This is a genomic window from Dankookia rubra (genome assembly GCF_004355005.1).
GTDB classification, from domain to species: Bacteria; Pseudomonadota; Alphaproteobacteria; order Acetobacterales; family Acetobacteraceae; genus Paracraurococcus; species Paracraurococcus ruber_A.
Map to the genome: position 1 here is coordinate 1 of NZ_SMSJ01000004.1, position 15,726 is coordinate 15,726.

A 15,726-nucleotide genomic window follows, 5' to 3' on the forward strand; every position below is an offset into this window, starting at 1 on the left:
GGCCGCACCGGCCGCATCGCCGGCCTCGCGCCGCGCATGGGCGAGCGCGAGCCGAGGCTCAGGCGCCTCCGGCAGCAGGGCCGCCGCCTGCGCCAGCGGGGCCAGCGCCGCCGCGGCATCGCCGAGCGCAGAGAGCGCCTGGCCGAGGTTGCGCAGCGCCACCGGATCCTCTGGCCGCCGCGCGAGCGCCGCCCGCAGCGCCACCACCGCCTCGGCCAGCCGCCCGGCCTCGGCCAGGGCGGCGCCGCGATTGGCGAGGAAGACCGGCTCCTCCGGCGCCGCCGCCAGAGCGCGTTTGGTATGCCGCAGCGCGCCGGCCGCATCGCCGCGTTGCCGCGCCAGCACGCCCAGCAGGTTGTGCGCGTTCGGCTCGTCCGGCCGGCGCTTCAGCACTTGGCGGTAGAGCCTTTCAGCCGCAGCCAGGTCGCCCGCGGCGTGGCGCGCGGCACCGGCCTGCAACAGGGACTGGGGATCTTCGGGAGGCATCCGGCGGTCATCGCAGCCGGGCGTTCCCGACGCAATGCGGCCATCCCGGTTCAGGCGGCCATCACTAACGCGTGCTTGCTTATGCGAACCGGCTTATCTACTTTCACGTGCATTCCAGCCTGCTTCGCCTGCCACCCCGGACAGCCGTTGCGGAACAAAGCCCGGAGCCCCCGCGCCGCATGCCCGACGCCAAGCCCAATGCCTTGTCCGCCGGCGTGGAACCCGCTTCCGATGCAGGCATTGGGGTTTCCATGCAGGATCTTGCAACCCCCGTCCGGGACAGGCCGCCCGTACCGCAGGCGGAGGCACCCGAGTTCGACGCTTGGCTGCGCCGGCACCTGACCCGGCTGCACGCCGAGGTGCTGACCGAACCGGTGCCCGACCGCTTCCTTCGACTGCTCGACCACCTTTCCGACTGAACCGCCGCGGTCAGCCCAGCTCCGGGTCGCTGCCCGAGCGTGGCTCCAGCCCGACGCCGCGCCGCAGCGCCTCCCGCGCCCGCGACAGGCGCGACCGCAGTGTCCCCGCCGGCACGCCGAGCACCTTCGCCGCCTCGCTGTAGTCGAGCCCCTCGACCACCACGACCCAGAGTGCCTCCCGGTGGATCGGCGGCAGGCGGCGGAAGGCGATGATCACGTCGCGCATCTCCTGCCGCTCCTCCTGCCCGCCCGAGATTGCCGCTTCCGGCATCGTCTCGGGCGACAGGAAGGGGCTGCGCGCGGCCCGCCGCACGGCGGCGGCGCGCGCATGGCGCAGGATGGTGAAGAGCCAGGCGCGGAGATTCGTCCCTTCCTGGAACTGGTCGCGCGCGCCGATCGCGCGGACGAGCGTCTCCTGCACAAGGTCGTCGGCGGCATCGCCGTGCTTCACCAGCACGCGCGCGAAACGTCGCAACCGCGGTATCTCCGCGGCAACAGCGTTCGCGAAGGCGTCCGCCCCGGGCGCCCTGTCCTCTTGCATTCGAAACCGGTGGCCCCCTCGTCACGCTGCAATCTCGTCGGACACGACACTATCCGATGGCCGCGGACGGGTGCGCCACGGGCGGCACACCCTTGCGTGTGAGCCCGGGTGCTGCGCTGCACGCTTGCGTGCGGCGTTCATCGATTGGCCATGATTGCACCAGCGCCGTGCACCGATGACACAGCGCGGCGCGGCAGCGTGGCGCGATACGGTCTCGCATCATCTGCCGGATCGGCGATCCGTGTCTTGCACCACACGTTTGCCGTGCGGTGCGGTGCCGGAAGTTGCCTGGAGGCTGAAGCGGGACCTCAGAACAGCCCGTCGATCCGACCGTCGGCGTCGAGCCCGATTCCCTCCGCCGCCGGATGCCGCGGCAGGCCGGGCATGGTCATGATGTCGCCGCAGACCGCGACGACGAAGCCGGCCCCGGCCGAGAGCCGGACCTCGCGCACCGGCAGCACATGGCCCTCCGGCGCGCCCATCCTGGTCGCGTCGGCGCTGAAGCTGTACTGGGTCTTGGCGACGCAGACCGGGACATGGCCGAAGCCCATCTCCTCGAAGCGCTTAAGCCGCGCCGCGACCGCGGGCGGGATCTGCACTTCGGCGGCGTGGTAGATCTCCCGCGCGATGGTCCGCAGCTTCTCGGCGAGCGGCAGGGCAGGCTCGTAGAGCGAGCGGTACTTCGCATGGCCCTCGGCCAGCAGCGCCTGCACCGCGCGGCCGAGCTCGGCGGCGCCCGCGGCGCCCTCGCCCCAATGGGTGCAGAGGAAGGCCTCGGCGCCGATCCGCGCCATGGCGTGGCGGACCGCGGCGATCTCGGCATCCGTGTCCGTGGTGAACTTGTTCAGCGCGACGACGACGGGCAGTCCGAATTTCCGCATGTTCTCGACATGGCGGACAAGGTTGACCACGCCGCGCTCGACCGCCGCCACGTCCTCCGGCCCCAGCGCCGACTTCGCCACGCCGCCATGCATCTTCAGCGCCCGCACGGTGGCCACGACCACCGCGAGGTCGGGCGAGAGGCCGGCACTCGGGCACTTGATGTCGAGGAATTTTTCGGCGCCCAGGTCGGCGCCGAAGCCGGCTTCCGTCACCACCACATCGGCGAGCGAGAGGCCGAGCGTCGTCGCCATGACGCTGTTGCAGCCATGCGCGATATTGGCGAAGGGCCCGCCATGCACCAGCGCGGGCGAGCCTTCCAGCGTCTGCACCAGGTTGGGCTGCAGCGCGTCGCGCAGCAGCGCGGCCATGGCGCCATCGGCCTTGATGTCGCGCGCGGTGATGCTGGTGCCGTCGCGGGTCTGGCCGATGATGATGCGGCCGAGCCGCGCCTGCAGGTCGGCGAGATCACGCGCGAGGCAGAAGATCGCCATGACCTCGGAAGCCACCGTGATGTCGAAGCCGTCCTCCCGCGGCACGCCCTGCGAGGCCCCGCCGAGGCCGAGAACCATGTTCCGCAGGTTGCGGTCGTTCATGTCCATGGCGCGGCGCCAGGTGACGCGGCGCGGATCGATGCCGAGCGCATTGCCCCAGTACAGATGGTTGTCGATCATCGCGCTCAGCAGGTTGTTCGCCGCGGTGATCGCGTGGAAATCGCCGGTGAAATGGAGGTTGATGTCCTCCATCGGCGCCACCTGGGCCCGGCCGCCGCCGGTCGCCCCGCCCTTCACGCCGAAGCAGGGGCCGAGCGAGGGCTCCCGCAGGCAGATCATGGTCCGGGTGCCCAGCGCGTTCAGCGCGTCGCCGAGGCCGATGGTGGTGGTGGTCTTGCCCTCCCCGGCCGCGGTCGGGCTGATGCCGGTGACCAGCACCAGCTTGCCGCGCGGCTTGTCGGCCTGGGTCCGCAGCAGGCTGAAATCGAGCTTCGCCTTGTGGCGGCCGAAGGGGATCAGTGCCGCCTCCGGGATGCCGGCGCGTTCGGCGATGGCGCCGATCGGCAGCAGGGTCGCGGCGCGCGCGATCTCGAGGTCGGTGGCCATGATCTTCCCTCCCGGCAGGCTCCTCGCGCTTAGAGGTCCGGGCGGCCAGGGGCAAGCGCCGGCGGCAACCATCCGGTCCGGAACGGCTTTGCTAGGGCATGGCAAGCCCCTGCATCGATATCTGCCGCTACGACGAGGCCACGGGCTGGTGCCTCGGCTGCGGCATGACCCGGAAGGACAAGAAGCACTGGAAGAAGGCGAAGGAGCAGCGGCCGGAGATCCGCGCGGTGCTGCCCGGCCGGCTGGCCGCCCTCGCCGCCTCGGGCGAGGCAACCGGCGAGGCGGCAAAGAAGAAGAAGCGGAAGGACTGACTGGCCTGCTGTGGCTTTTTTGCCACAGCGTGGTGGCTCGGGATATTGGTTTCAGACGCAACTTGATCCGCATCAAGGCCGCGTGACGATTGCGCACCTATTCCGGTCCGCAGCGGCAACGCCGCCCTCAACGGATCGAGAGACATGCACAAGACCTTTGGTAAGCTGGCCGGTGCCGTCGCCCTGGCCGCCCTCGCCGTCACCGGCGCCGCCGCGCAGGATGCGCCGCGCGGCAAGCAGGCGGGCGACTTCGTCGTCGGCCTCGGCGCCATTGGGGTGCTGCCGGGCAACGGCGGCAGCACCAGCATCGGCGGCAAGCCGGAAGCGAGCAACTCGGCGACCGCGCAGCTCGACTTCACCTATTTCATGGCGCCGCAGGTCGCGCTGAACCTGATCGCCGCCACCTCGCAGCACGATGTCAGCGTCAAGGGCTCGGCGCTCGGCGACGTGAAGCTGGGCAGCGTCTGGGTGCTGCCGCCGACCTTGACCCTGCAGATCCACCCGTTTCCGGCCTCGCGGATCAGCCCCTATGCGGGCATCGGCCTGAACTACACCTTCTTCTACGGCTATGGCGGCAACAAGACCCCGCCCGTGAGCCGCGTGCGGATCGACAGCACCCCGGCCTTCGCCGCGGTGGTCGGCGTGGACTACGAGCTTGCGCCGAACTGGCTGCTGAACCTCGACGCCAAGAAGATCCTGCTGCGGCCGGATGTCAGCGTGAACTCCGGCACCGTCACCGCCCGCGCCAACCTCGACCCCTGGGTGATCGGCGCCGCCGTCCGCTACCGGTTCTGAGCCCGCGGCGCGGCCTGAATCCAGATCCGGATGCGGCGCCGCCATGGCCCGTTGTTGCCAGGGCAGGTTCACGCGTCCGGGCCTTCGCGCCCAGCCGCGGGCCGCCCTGGCCGCTCAGTCGTCGTCCCGGGCCGAGACCTTCTGCCGCGGCGCATCGTTGCCCGAAGCCTCGCGCCGCGTGACGCCCAGCTCCCGCAGCGCCCCGTCGATCGCCGCCACCGCGCCGCGGATGTCCTCGGGCGTTACCGCACCGATGCAGCCGACGCGGAAGGTCGGCGCCTGGGTGTTCCAGAAATTGCTGATCAGCACGCCGCGGCGCTTCAGCGCATCGACGAAGGGCTGCAGCTCGAAGGCCGGGTCGGCCGGCTGGTGCACGGTGACGATCACCGGGCCCTGATGCGCCCAGTCCAGGTAGGGCGCCATGCCGAGCGCCCGCACGCCGTCATACATCGCCCGTGCGTTCTCCCGGTAGCGCGCCAGCCGCGCGGGCTGGCCGCCTTCCCTCTCATGCAGGTCGAGCGCCACGCTGAAGGCCGCGAGCGACTGCACCGGCGGGGTGAAGCGGAAGCTGCCCCAGCCTGCCCGCAGCGCATGGGCATAAACGTCGGACAGGTCGAAGGCCCATGACCCGGCATTGCCGGCCGCGGCCGTCACGCTGTCGATCCGCGCGACCGCGAAGCCGATGCCGGGGAGGCCTTCGAGGCACTTGCCGCTGGTGAAGATCAGCGCGTCGATTTCCGGGTGGTCGGCGAGATTGACCGGCAGCGCGCCGAAGGCCGAGACGGAATCGAGGATCAGCCGCCGCCCGGCCGCCCGCACCGCCGGGCCGATGACCTCCGGGTCGTTGACGATGCCGCTGCCCGTTTCGTTGTGGATCATCGCGACATGGGAGATGGCGGGGTCGGCCGCGAGCGCCGCGGCGATCTCCTCGGCGGTGACCGGCCGGGTGTCCGGCCCGGGCAGGGCCACCACCACGCGGCCGGCTTCCGTCGCCAGCCGCACCGCGCGGTCGGCATAGGCGCCGTTCTGCGGGATCAGCAGCTTCCCCCCGGCCGGGACGAAGGTGCGGATCGCGGCTTCCATCATGAAATGGCCGCAGCCCTGCAGCGGCAGGGTGGCGTGCATGCCCTCGACGCCGCCGGCCAGCACCCGGACGCGCTCGCGGATCGAGGCATAGGTGGGGCGGAAATCGTTGTCCCAGGGGGCGATGTCCTGCGCCATCGCGGCACGGGTCTCGGGCCTGGTCTGCACCGGGCCCGGAATCAGCAGCAGCATGAATCTGCACCTGTCAGTAAGCCCGAGGAGATAACCGATCCGCCCGGGACAGGAGAAGCCCGCCGATCTCCCGCGCCAGCTTTTCCCGGATAGCCTGGGCAAAGGCGGCGTAGTCCGGGCAGTCCATGGCGAAGCTGCCGGGGCCGCCGATGACGTCCGACCGGTAGTGGTCGAGCAGGTCGGGCTCCTCGTTCAGCACCGCGAGGCCATTCAGCGTGACCCCCGCGGCGACGCCGATGTCGCGCACCGGGCCGGGCAAACGCCCCTGGTTGTGCCGGCCGTCGCCCGAGACGTCGAGGACGTGGCGCGTGGCCGGCGCCGGGCAGCGCGCCAGCAGGGCGAGGCCCGCCGCCATCCCCTCCCCCAGCGCGGTCGCCCCCGGCAGCGGCAGGCGTGGGGCATTGTCGATCGCCTCGGCCAGCGCCGCCGCGGAGGCCGCCCCGTCCAGCCGTGTCCAGGGCACCGCGACCTCCGGCCCGCCCGAGGGCGGCCGCATCGAGGGCCAGGCGCCCGACCAGAACAGCAGGGCCACGGCGACCGCCCCGCGCGGCCCGCCGGCGCAGGCCGCGGCGATGCCGGGGTCGCGGAAGGCCGCGGCATAGCCGCCGATCATCAGGCCGAACTCGTCGTAGTCGACGCTGGCCGAGACATCGATGGCGAGGCAGAGGGCGAGGTCGACGGGATCCATCGTCACCGGATAGCGCGAAGCTGCACCCGGTCCGCAGCGCGCATCAAGCCCGCACGGGATGTTGCGGCCATGGCCTTGGGGGCGGTTGCAGGCCGAACCGCAAGGCGCGAGGGCCGTTCGTCCTGCCATGCCCGTCCCCCAGACCTCAGAGCCCCGCCGCGGCGTCGCCCGCCTACCGCCCGCGCCGGATGCCGCGAAGCGCGCCCTGGCGCTGGAAGCGCATCGGCGGCTCTGCGCCGAATACGGCTGCCCCATCACCTATTTCCACGCCCTGGCGCCGCTGGACGAGCTGGTCTCCTCCCTGCTGTCCCACCGCACCAAGAATGCCGACAGCGCCCGGGCCTTCAAGGCGCTGCGGGAGCAGTTCCCGGATTGGGCGGCGGTCCGCGACGCGCCGGTGGCGGAGGTCGAGCGGGCGATCGCCGGCGTGACCTGGCCGGAAGCCAAGGCGCCCGCCCTGCAAAGGACGCTGCGGGCACTGACCGAACGGCAGGGGCTGCTCGACCTGTCGCACCTGGCGGGGATGCCGGAGGCGGAGGCGGCGGCCTGGCTCGCCTCCCTGCCCGGGGTCGGGCCGAAGACGGCGGCGGCGGTGCTGTCCTTCAGCACGCTGCGCGGCCGGGCGCTGCCGGTCGACAGCCACCACCACCGGGTCGCGGCACGGCTCGGGCTGATCCCGAAGACGCTCGCGGTCGGGCCGGCGCATGCGGTGCTGGCGGCGCTGCTGCCGGACGACTGGGACGCGCAGCAGTTCTACGACCACCATCAGGTGCTGATGCGGCACGGCCAGCGCTGCTGCTTCTTCCGCGGCCCGGCCTGCGGCCGTTGCGTGCTGCGGGACCTCTGCCCGGAGGGCCAGGCGCGGCTCGGCACCGTGCCGGCCTGAGGCACCCGATCTGGCGCCCACAACAACGCGACCAGGCGGCTTGCGGCGGATCAAGGCCGGCCGCCGGCCCCGGCCCGAAGCTCCGCCGGCCGTCATGGGAGGGCAAGATGACCAACCGCCACATGCACGAGATCATCACCCGGCGGCATCCGATCACCCTGCCGCCCGAGGCCTCCGTGCAGCATGCCTGCCAGGAGATGCGGAACCACCGCATCGGCGCGATCCTGGTGACCGACCCGCATGGCCGGCTGCTCGGCATCTTCACCGGGCGGGACGCCATCTGCCGCATCCTGGCCGAGGGCCGCGACCCGCACGCGACCTGCCTGCGTGACGTGATGACCGCCAACCCCGAGGCCATGCCGCCGCATGTCCGGGCGGTCGAGGCGCTGCGGCTGATGCGAGACGGCGGCTTCCGCCATGTTCCCGTGGTGGATGGCGACCGCCTGGTCGGCATCGTCTCCCGCGGGGATTTCCTGGCCGACGAGCGCGGCCGGCTGGAGGTGGAAAGCGACCTCTGGGAACGGCTCTAGACGGCTCGCGGGAGGGCTCGAAGGCCCGGGCGCCGATCCGCCGGGGCCGGGCGGCGTCGCGTCCGGATCGCGGCCCGGCCCCGGCCCCCATCTGGCCAGTGCGGGCACCCTCCCCTAGTCTTGCCGCTATCCCGGGAGGAACCGATGCCCGAAAGCCCGATCGATCCGAAATTGATGCAGGAGACTCGCCTTCCCCTGGCCGGCCTCCGCGTCCTCGACCTGACGCTTGCCCGCGCCGGCCCGACCTGCGTCCGCCACCTGGCGGACTGGGGCGCCGACATCATCCGGGTGGAGCCGCCCGGGCAGGGCGACGGCCTCGGCGGCGCGCGGGACGGCTTCGACCAGGTCAACCTGCACCGCAACAAGCGCGGCCTGTCGATCGACCTGAAGAACCCGGCCGGGCTTGCCGCCTTCCGCAAGGTCGCGGCGACCGCCGACATCCTGGTCGAGAACATGCGGATGCAGGTCAAGCACCGCCTGAAGATCGCCTATGACGACCTGAAGGAGATCAACCCGCGGCTGATCTATGCCTCGATCTCCGGCTTCGGCCAGACCGGCCCCTATTCCAAGCGCGGCGGCGTCGACCAGATCGCGCAGGGCATGGGCGGGCTGATGACCATCACCGGCGAGCCGGGCCGCGGGCCGATGCGGGTCGGCATCCCGATCAACGACCTCACGGCGGGCAACCTGCTGGCCATGGGCATCATGATGAAGCTCTACGACCGGGAGCGCACCGGCCGCGGCGGCTATGTCCATACCTCCCTGCTCGAGGCCCAGGTCTTCATGCTGGACTTCCAGGCCAGCCGTTACCTGATGGATGGCGAAGTGGCGGGCCAGGCCGGCAACGACCACCCCGTGAACATCCCGATGGGCGTCTTCCCGACGCAGGACAAGCCGATCAACATCGCGGCGTCCTCGCCCAAGCTCTGGACCAATTTCTGCAAGGCCGCCGGCCACGAGGAATGGCTCGAGGTCGAGGACTGGAAGACCAATGGCGGCCGCTCCAAAGATCGCAAGCGGATCAACGAGGTGATAGCCGCAGTCACCAGCCAGCATTCCTCCGACTACTGGATCGAGAAGCTGGAGGAAGCCGGCATCCCCTGCGGCCCGGTGAACAACATCCGCGAGGTCTTCGAGGACCCGCAGGTCCAGCACCTCGAGATGGCGATGCCGATGCAGCACCGCACCCGCGGCGACATCAAGGTCGTGGCCCAGCCGGTGAACCTCGAGGGCGTCGAGACCGGCTTCTACCGGGACATGCCGAACCTCGGCGAGCACAACGACGAAATCCTGGCGGAAGCCGGCCTCACCGCAGCCGAGATCGCAGACCTGAAAGCCAAGGGAGCCCTGGGGGGCGCATGAGCAACTTCGAATTCGCCGACGGCAAGATCCTCGCCAGCATCGAGGACGGCGTCGGCCGGGTGGTGTTCAACCAGCCGGAAAAGCGCAACGCCATGTCGGTGAACATGTGGGAGGGGATGGGCGCCGCGCTCGACCTCTTCGCCGAGGACCCGAAGGTGCGCTGCGTCGTGCTGCAGGGCGCCGGCGACAAGGCCTTTGTCTCGGGCGCCGATATCAGCCAGTTCGAGAAGGTCCGCAGCAACGCCGACGCGCAGCAGGAATACGACCGCATCACCAGCGCCGGGCGGGTGAAGCTGTCGAATTACGCCAAGCCGGTGATCGCGCAGATCCGCGGCTTCTGCATGGGCGGCGGCCTCGGCATCGCCATGTCGACCGACATCCGCATCGCCTCCGAGGACAGCCAGTTCGGCATCCCGGCGGCGAAGCTCTCGATCGCCTATGGCTTCGACATGGTCCGCGCCCTGGTCGACCTGGTCGGGCCGGCGCATGCCCACATGATCCTGATGACCGGCGAGCGCTTCGACGCCCGTGAGGCCGAGCGGGTCGGGCTGGTCAACAAGGTGGTGCCGGTTGCCGAGCTGGATGCAACCGTGGCGAAGCTGACCGCGACCCTGGCGGGGAACGCGCCGCTCTCGCTGACCACCAACAAGCAGACGGTGAAGGCGGTGCTGAAGGACGCGGCGGACCGCGACATGGCCGCCATCCGCGCCGCCATGGCCGCCTGCTTCGACAGCGCCGACTACAAGGAAGGCCGCCGCGCCTTCATGGAGAAGCGCAAGCCGGCTTTCACCGGTCGCTGATATCCTCGGCACCGCCTCGCCAGGCCCCGGGTCTCGCCGAGATTCCCGGTGCATGGCGGGGCGGTTGCGCTTAGGATAGGCAGAACGTGACGGACCCGCAAAGAAGGGTCGCGCGACGAGGCTTTGGAAGAACGGCCGTTCCGCGGCTGGGCATCGACTGGGACGAAGGGTCTGAGACCGGGAATGGACGGGAATATCGAGGCGCCGATCGTCGCGGCAGCGTCCGTGCATGGGCACGCGCACGGCACGGAAGCCGCCGGTGCGCCGATCTCGCGCATCGTCGCCGAAGTGGCGGCCCGCTTCCCCGGCGAGCGCATCACCCTCGGCGACATGGCCGAGGCCTTTGGGGATCGCGCCTTCGGCCTGCTGATCCTGCTGCTGCTGCTGCCCTCGCTGCTGCCCGGCATGGCCTCGGTCTTCGGCACGCCGGTGCTGATCCTCGGCGTGCAGATGGGCCTCGGCCGGCGGGTGCCGAAGCTGCCCGGATTCATCGCCCGGCAGAGCATCAAGCGGGGCGACCTGTTGCGGCTGGCCGGCTCCTCCTCCAAATGGCTGAACAAGGTCGAGCGCTTCGTGAAGCCGCGGCCGGGCTTCTTCACCTCCCCGGCCGGCGACCGGATCTTCGGCTGGCTCACCGCCTATGTCGCGCTGATGCTGATCCTGCCCGGGCCCGGAACCAATGGCCCGCCGGCCTTCGGCGCCATCGTCATGGCGCTCGGCCTGGTGGAGCACGACAACAAGGTCACCGCCTGGGGCGTTGCCCTGACCATTGCCGGCTGCGCCTTCGCCACCTTCGTGCTCGGCGTGGTCTGCTGGCTCGGGGTCAAGGCGCTCGGCTGGGTGTTCTAGCGGCGCGCCCACCGCCGGGCGGGCAGGCGAGCGCGGCAGGTCGGGCATGTGTCCGCCCGTTCTCCTCCTGTCATGCCGAGCGCACGAAGGTTATACCTTCATGCGCTCCCGGGCGCCGCGCCTCCGCGCGGCTCGGCTTCGCCGCATTGGCAACGGGCGCCACTCGGCGCCTCGGTCCTTCGAACCGCAGGTCGGGACTTCGTGCGTCAGGTGTGATGCCCCCCGGACCGCTGCCCCCCTGCCCTCCGGCCGGGTGGCCTGCTACAGGGCAGTCATGCGCCGGTGGCCCGCAAGGGCTGAAACGGGAACGCGTGAGGTTGGGACTTCGGCCTGGGATCGGTCGGCGCGCATTCGGCGCGGCGGGTGATCCGCAGGGCCACGGACCCGTCCAGGCCGCGGCTGCCCTCGCAACTGTAGGCGGTGAGGTCCTGCCATTCGCCATTGCGCCGAAGGGGTGTTCCCCGGCCGCGCGAGAAGGCGGCAGGATCGCGGAAGGCATCGGGGATCTTCCCCGGCCGTCCCCACCGTGAGCCAGGAGACCGGCCGGCGCAGAGTTGTCTCGCGCGTGCCGGGCGAGGTGCACCGGCGCACCGGATCACAGGCCACCCGCCGCGGCGGGGCGCCTCCGTCTGCGGGAACGACGCCCGTCGTCCCGGCCCCCAGGGCCGGGGCTCGTTCGTCAATGCCGCAGGGGGAACCCCATCATGCGACGCGTCACACTGGCCCTGTCCGGGGCCCTGGCAGGCGGCATCGCCGCGCTGCCCGGCCTCGCCCATGCCCAAGCGCCGATTCCCGACACCATCATCACCGGCACCCGGATCCCCACGCCGCAGGAACGCGTGCCGGCCGCCGCCACCGTCATCACCCGCCAGGATATCGAGGAGCGCGGCTACCAGACGCTGGCCGAGGCGCTGACCGCCGTCCCCGGCCTCCGCATCGCGCCGCAGGGCGGGCCGGGCCAGCTCACCAGCGCCTTCCTGCGCGGCACCGGCAGCGGCAACGTGCTGGTGCTGATCGACGGCGTCCCCGCCAACGATGTCGGCGCGCCGACCGGCGGCTTCGACTTCGGCCAGGACCTGCTCTTCGACGTGGAGCGGATCGAGGTGGTGCGTGGGCCGCTTTCCTCGCTCTATGGCTCCTCGGCGATCGGCGGCGTGGTCAACCTGATCACCCGCCGCGCCGCGCCGGACAAGGCCTTCGCGCCCTATGGCGAGCTGGCCGGCGGCACGCAGAACACGCTGCGCGGCGGGCTCGGCGCCACCGGCACGGTCGGCGCCTTCGACTACCTGATGTCCGGCTTCTCGCAGTCCACCCGCGGCTTCAACGCGCTCGCGCCGCGCTTCGAGACCAACATCCCGGAACGCGACGGCTTCCGCGGCGCCACCGGCACCGCGCGGCTCGGCTGGACACCGATCGAGGGCACCCGCTTCGAGGGCCTGCTGCGCTGGCGGGAGAACCGCTTCGGCCTCGACAACGTGCCGCAGGACGACCCCAACTACAGCGGCCGCGACCGCCGCTGGGCCGGGCAGTTGCGCGGCGAGACGAAGCTGCTGGACGGCGTCTGGACCACCGGGATGCGGGTCTTCTCGACCGAGCAGAGCCGCCGCTACACCAACCTGCCCGACCAGTTCGATGCCTTCACGCGGGAGGATTCCCGCTTCCGCGGCACCCGCACCGGCGTCGACTGGGGCAACACGGTCCGGCTGCCCTCGGCCGGGCCCTTCACCGACGGCGCGTTCGGCTTCGGCGTGACGCATACGCTGGAGGAGGCGCGGACGACGCAGTCCTTCCCCTCCGACTTCGGCGATTTCACCAGCAACCTGCGGGCGCAGCAGCACACCACCTCCGGCTGGGCCTCGCTGCAGTACCGGCTGCTGGAACGGCTCGACCTCTCGGGCGGGCTGCGGCAGGACAACGTCACCGGCGTCGAGGGCGCGACCACCTGGAAGCTAGGCGCCGCACTCGCCCTGCCCGAGGTCGCCTCCCGCCTGCGGCTTTCCGCCGGCACTGCCTTCCGCGCGCCGTCGCTCTTCGAGCGCTACGGCATCGGCGCCTTCGACGGCTTCCAGGTCTCGACCGGCAACCCGGACCTGAAGCCGGAGCGCAGCTTCGGCTGGGAGATCGGCAGCGACACCGACCTGCCGGCCTTCGGCAACCGGCGCTTCGCCACCGCCAGCTGGACCTTCTTCCGGAGCCACGTGCGCGACCAGATCGTCAACGTCTTCGGCCCGACCGGCAGCACCTATGCCAATATCAACCGCGCCGATATCCACGGCGCGGAGCTCGGCATGACGCTGCGCCCGGCGAGCTGGTTCGAGACGACGGCGGCCTGGACCATTACCGAGGCCTTCGACGCCGAGACCGACCGCCGCCTGCCGCGGCGGCCGGAGACGGTGGTCAGCCTGACCGCCCGGCTCGTGCCGCTGCCGAAGGTGGTGGTGGCACCGACGGTGCTCCTCACCGGCCGCAGCCCCGAAGCCGCCTTCGCCAGCTACGCCAATGACGGCACCGCCTATGCTTATGCCCGCAGCAACCCGGCGGGCGCGGTGGTGAACGTCACCGCCAGCTGGCAGGCCTTCGATCAGGCGGCGCTCTTCCTCGAGGCGCGCAACCTCGGCAACAGCCGCTGGGAGCCGGTGAACGGCTTCGTCACGCCGGGGCGGAGCGTGCTGGTCGGGACGCGCTTCGCGCTGTAGCGGCGGGCGCGTCCCGCGGCCGCGGCCGCAGGAAGAGCCGCGTTACCTCCGGATGCGCCGCCTCGACGCGGCGCGTCAGCTCGGCGGCGGCCTGTTCGACCCCGCCGCCGGGCAGGTCGTCGCGGAAGTCGATGGTCACCGCGACCAGCACCTCGGCCGGGCCGAGATGCATGCTGAGCAGTTCCTCCACCGCCGCGACGCGCGCATCGGCCAGCAGCATGCCGCGCACAGCCTCGACCAGCCGCGGCGAGGCCGCCTCCCCGGTCAGCAGGCTGCGCGTCTCGTTCGCCAGGAAGGCGGCGGTCGCCACCAGCAGCAGGCCGATGCCGATCGAGGCGACGCCGTCCAGCACCGGCAGGTCGAGCCATTCGGCAAGGCCCAGCCCGGCCAGCGCGATCAGCAGCCCGACCAGCGCCGCGCTGTCCTCGAGCAGGACGGAGAAGACGCCGGGATCCTTGCTGCGCCGGATGGCGGTCCAGAAGGGCTCGCCGAGATGGGCGCGGCGGAACTCACGATAGGCGACGCGGAAGGAAAGGCCTTCGAAGACCACCGCGGCGCCGAGCACGGCGAAGTTGATCCAGGCGCCCTCGACCGGATGCGGCGCGGCGATCTTCCGCCAACCCTCGTAGATCGAGAAGGCGCCGCCGAGGGCGAAGATCAGCAGCGCCACGACGAAGGCCCAGAAGTAGAGCTCCATCCCATGGCCGAAGGGGTGCCGGACGGAAGGCGGCCTTGCGGCGCGACGCAGGCCGAGCAGCAGCAGCCCCTGGTTGCCGGTATCGACCGAGGAGTGGATCGCCTCCGACAGCATGGCGGCGGATCCGGTCCAGAACGCGGCGGCGAATTTGGTCGCGGCGATCGCGCAGTTGCCCGCAAGCGCCGCCAGGATGACCCGCCGCGACCCGCCATGCGCCATGCCCTGTACCTCCGCTGCAACCGGGCAGAACGGCGGCGGGCCGGAATGGCTGCATGGCGCCCTCCGGCGCGCTAGCCTGCGCCGGATGACCAGCGCAATCGCCTACGCCGTCGCCGCGCTCGCCGAGATCGCCGGCTGCTTCGCCGCCTGGGCCGTGCTGCGGCAGGATGCGGGCGCCTGGTGGCTGCTGCCCGGGGCGGCGTCACTCGGGCTCTTCGCCTGGGCGCTGACCTGGGTGGAGGCGGATGCGGCCGGCCGCGCCTTCGCCGCCTATGGCGGGGTCTATATCGCCGCCTCGCTCGGCTGGCTCTGGGTGGTGGAAGGACGGACGCCGACCGGGTGGGACATGGCCGGCGCCGGGCTTTGCTTGGCCGGGGCCGGCGTCATCCTCGTCGGCGCGGCGCGGGGGTAGCGCCTATGCCAGGGCCTCGCTCCGCGTGGCATGCACGTCCAGCCAGCCATGCGCCAGCAGCCCGTCCCGCCCCGACAGGCGCATGAAGTCGAACCAGCGGCCGGTGATCTCGGTGAAGTCGGACCACCGCGCCGGGTCCAGCTCCAGCCCGAACAGCCCGCTGTGGTGGCCGGTGAACTGCACCGCGGCGTAGCTGCCCTCCCGCGCCGGCTCCGGCGGCGGATTGCTCCAGTGGAAGGCCTGGTTCACCAGCTGCGCCCGGTCGTAGCCGCAGGCCCGCAGATAGGCGAAGATGTCGAAGGAGGAGGCCTCCATCGAGACAAAATCCGGCCGCCGCCCATCCGCCAGGAGCTGCCGGGCGCATTCCTCGTCCATGCCCTCGATGTCGCATTTCAGGTAGCGCGGCACGCCGAAGCGATCGAACAGCTCCATCATGGTGACCGTGGGCACCGTGATCTCCTGCACCGCGTGCCCGCCCTTGGCGGCGAAGTCGCGGTAGACGCTGTTCCAGTCATCCTTCACCGGGTTGACCCAGAAGGAGATCGTCTCCCCGCCGCGGGGATAGAGCGCGCAGGGCACCACGGTCAGCCGCCCGGCCTCGACCTCTGCGGCGAAGCGGGCGGAGACCGCGGCGCAGAAATCCGGCCTCGCCTCCAGCGCCACCACGCGGAAGCCCTTCCGCAGGTAGTATTCGGTGTCGAGGCCATGGTGCAGGCCGAGGTCGAAGACCAGGTCGGGGATCGGGGGGCTCATGCCGCCATGGATACCGCCCCGGCGCCCG

17 protein-coding genes and 1 riboswitch are annotated in these 15,726 nt (G+C 71.4%); of the genes, 10 read left to right on the forward strand and 7 right to left on the reverse strand.

Features of this window, described 5'->3' with window-relative positions; translation table 11 throughout:
• A partial coding sequence (locus tag E2C06_RS04410; protein ID WP_133287377.1) for a tetratricopeptide repeat protein occupies nt 1-486 on the reverse strand: 486 nt, incomplete at its 3' end.
• A gap of 179 nt (nt 487-665) precedes the next feature.
• Here E2C06_RS04410 and E2C06_RS04415 point away from each other — a divergent pair.
• Nucleotides 666-905 (forward strand): NepR family anti-sigma factor, encoded by a 240-nt coding sequence (locus E2C06_RS04415; protein ID WP_133287378.1) that lies wholly within the window; start codon nt 666-668, stop codon nt 903-905.
• Between the two features lie 10 nt (nt 906-915).
• Here E2C06_RS04415 and E2C06_RS04420 read toward each other — a convergent pair whose 3' ends face one another.
• Nucleotides 916-1,446 carry an RNA polymerase sigma factor gene (locus E2C06_RS04420; protein WP_133287379.1) on the reverse strand — a complete coding sequence of 177 codons (531 nt, stop codon included), beginning with the start codon at nt 1,444-1,446 and terminating at the stop codon, nt 916-918.
• A gap of 308 nt (nt 1,447-1,754) precedes the next feature.
• On the reverse strand, nt 1,755-3,425 hold the full coding sequence (locus E2C06_RS04425; protein WP_133287380.1) for a formate--tetrahydrofolate ligase: 1,671 nt from the start codon (nt 3,423-3,425) through the stop codon (nt 1,755-1,757).
• A gap of 98 nt (nt 3,426-3,523) precedes the next feature.
• Here E2C06_RS04425 and E2C06_RS04430 point away from each other — a divergent pair, with 98 nt between their 5' ends.
• Both E2C06_RS04430 and E2C06_RS04435 read left to right on the forward strand, forming a co-directional pair.
• A complete protein-coding gene (locus tag E2C06_RS04430) occupies nt 3,524-3,736 on the forward strand; it encodes a DUF1289 domain-containing protein (RefSeq protein ID WP_133287381.1) in 213 nt (70 codons plus the stop codon).
• A gap of 144 nt (nt 3,737-3,880) precedes the next feature.
• Complete coding sequence (locus tag E2C06_RS04435) at nt 3,881-4,531, forward strand: OmpW/AlkL family protein (protein ID WP_133287382.1); 651 nt, start codon at nt 3,881-3,883, stop codon at nt 4,529-4,531.
• A gap of 114 nt (nt 4,532-4,645) precedes the next feature.
• Here E2C06_RS04435 and E2C06_RS04440 read toward each other — a convergent pair whose 3' ends face one another.
• Both E2C06_RS04440 and E2C06_RS04445 read right to left on the reverse strand, forming a co-directional pair.
• Nucleotides 4,646-5,806 (reverse strand): 2-aminoethylphosphonate--pyruvate transaminase, encoded by a 1,161-nt coding sequence (locus tag E2C06_RS04440; protein WP_133287383.1) that lies wholly within the window; start codon nt 5,804-5,806, stop codon nt 4,646-4,648.
• 13 nt (nt 5,807-5,819) lie between these two features.
• Entirely contained in the window at nt 5,820-6,494 is a 675-nt protein-coding gene (locus E2C06_RS04445) for a DUF1194 domain-containing protein (RefSeq protein ID WP_133287628.1), read from the reverse strand.
• 127 nt (nt 6,495-6,621) lie between these two features.
• On the opposite strand from E2C06_RS04445, the gene E2C06_RS04450 reads away from it, so the two are divergent.
• The 6 genes from E2C06_RS04450 (at nt 6,622) to E2C06_RS04475 (ending at nt 13,617) form a co-directional block, all read left to right on the forward strand.
• The gene (locus E2C06_RS04450; protein ID WP_133287384.1) at nt 6,622-7,380 is read left to right on the forward strand and encodes an endonuclease III domain-containing protein; all 759 of its coding nucleotides are present in this window, start codon (nt 6,622-6,624) and stop codon (nt 7,378-7,380) included.
• A gap of 107 nt (nt 7,381-7,487) precedes the next feature.
• Nucleotides 7,488-7,910, forward strand: coding sequence for a CBS domain-containing protein (locus E2C06_RS04455; protein WP_133287385.1), 423 nt, complete (start codon nt 7,488-7,490; stop codon nt 7,908-7,910).
• A gap of 144 nt (nt 7,911-8,054) precedes the next feature.
• Nucleotides 8,055-9,272 (forward strand): CaiB/BaiF CoA transferase family protein, encoded by a 1,218-nt coding sequence (locus tag E2C06_RS04460; protein ID WP_241671116.1) that lies wholly within the window; start codon nt 8,055-8,057, stop codon nt 9,270-9,272.
• The gene (locus E2C06_RS04465; RefSeq protein WP_133287386.1) at nt 9,269-10,072 is read left to right on the forward strand and encodes an enoyl-CoA hydratase; all 804 of its coding nucleotides are present in this window, start codon (nt 9,269-9,271) and stop codon (nt 10,070-10,072) included. The genes E2C06_RS04460 and E2C06_RS04465 overlap by 4 nt, the downstream gene beginning before the upstream one ends.
• A gap of 183 nt (nt 10,073-10,255) precedes the next feature.
• Nucleotides 10,256-10,921 carry an exopolysaccharide biosynthesis protein gene (locus E2C06_RS04470; RefSeq protein ID WP_133287387.1) on the forward strand — a complete coding sequence of 222 codons (666 nt, stop codon included), beginning with the start codon at nt 10,256-10,258 and terminating at the stop codon, nt 10,919-10,921.
• A 263-nt stretch (nt 10,922-11,184) separates the two neighbouring features.
• A riboswitch (cobalamin riboswitch) is annotated at nt 11,185-11,483 on the forward strand.
• 142 nt (nt 11,484-11,625) lie between these two features.
• The gene (locus E2C06_RS04475; protein ID WP_133287388.1) at nt 11,626-13,617 is read left to right on the forward strand and encodes a TonB-dependent receptor plug domain-containing protein; all 1,992 of its coding nucleotides are present in this window, start codon (nt 11,626-11,628) and stop codon (nt 13,615-13,617) included.
• Here the strand turns inward: E2C06_RS04475 and E2C06_RS04480 are convergent.
• On the reverse strand, nt 13,571-14,533 hold the full coding sequence (locus E2C06_RS04480) for a cation diffusion facilitator family transporter (RefSeq protein WP_133287389.1): 963 nt from the start codon (nt 14,531-14,533) through the stop codon (nt 13,571-13,573). The two genes, E2C06_RS04475 and E2C06_RS04480, sit on opposite strands and share 47 nt — an antisense overlap.
• 85 nt (nt 14,534-14,618) lie before the next feature.
• On the opposite strand from E2C06_RS04480, the gene E2C06_RS04485 reads away from it, so the two are divergent.
• Complete coding sequence (locus tag E2C06_RS04485) at nt 14,619-14,945, forward strand: YnfA family protein (protein WP_133287390.1); 327 nt, start codon at nt 14,619-14,621, stop codon at nt 14,943-14,945.
• 3 nt (nt 14,946-14,948) lie between these two features.
• On the opposite strand, the gene E2C06_RS04490 is transcribed toward E2C06_RS04485, so the two are convergent.
• On the reverse strand, nt 14,949-15,698 hold the full coding sequence (locus E2C06_RS04490; RefSeq protein WP_165982212.1) for an FkbM family methyltransferase: 750 nt from the start codon (nt 15,696-15,698) through the stop codon (nt 14,949-14,951).
• Nucleotides 15,699-15,726: the final 28 nt, after the last annotated feature.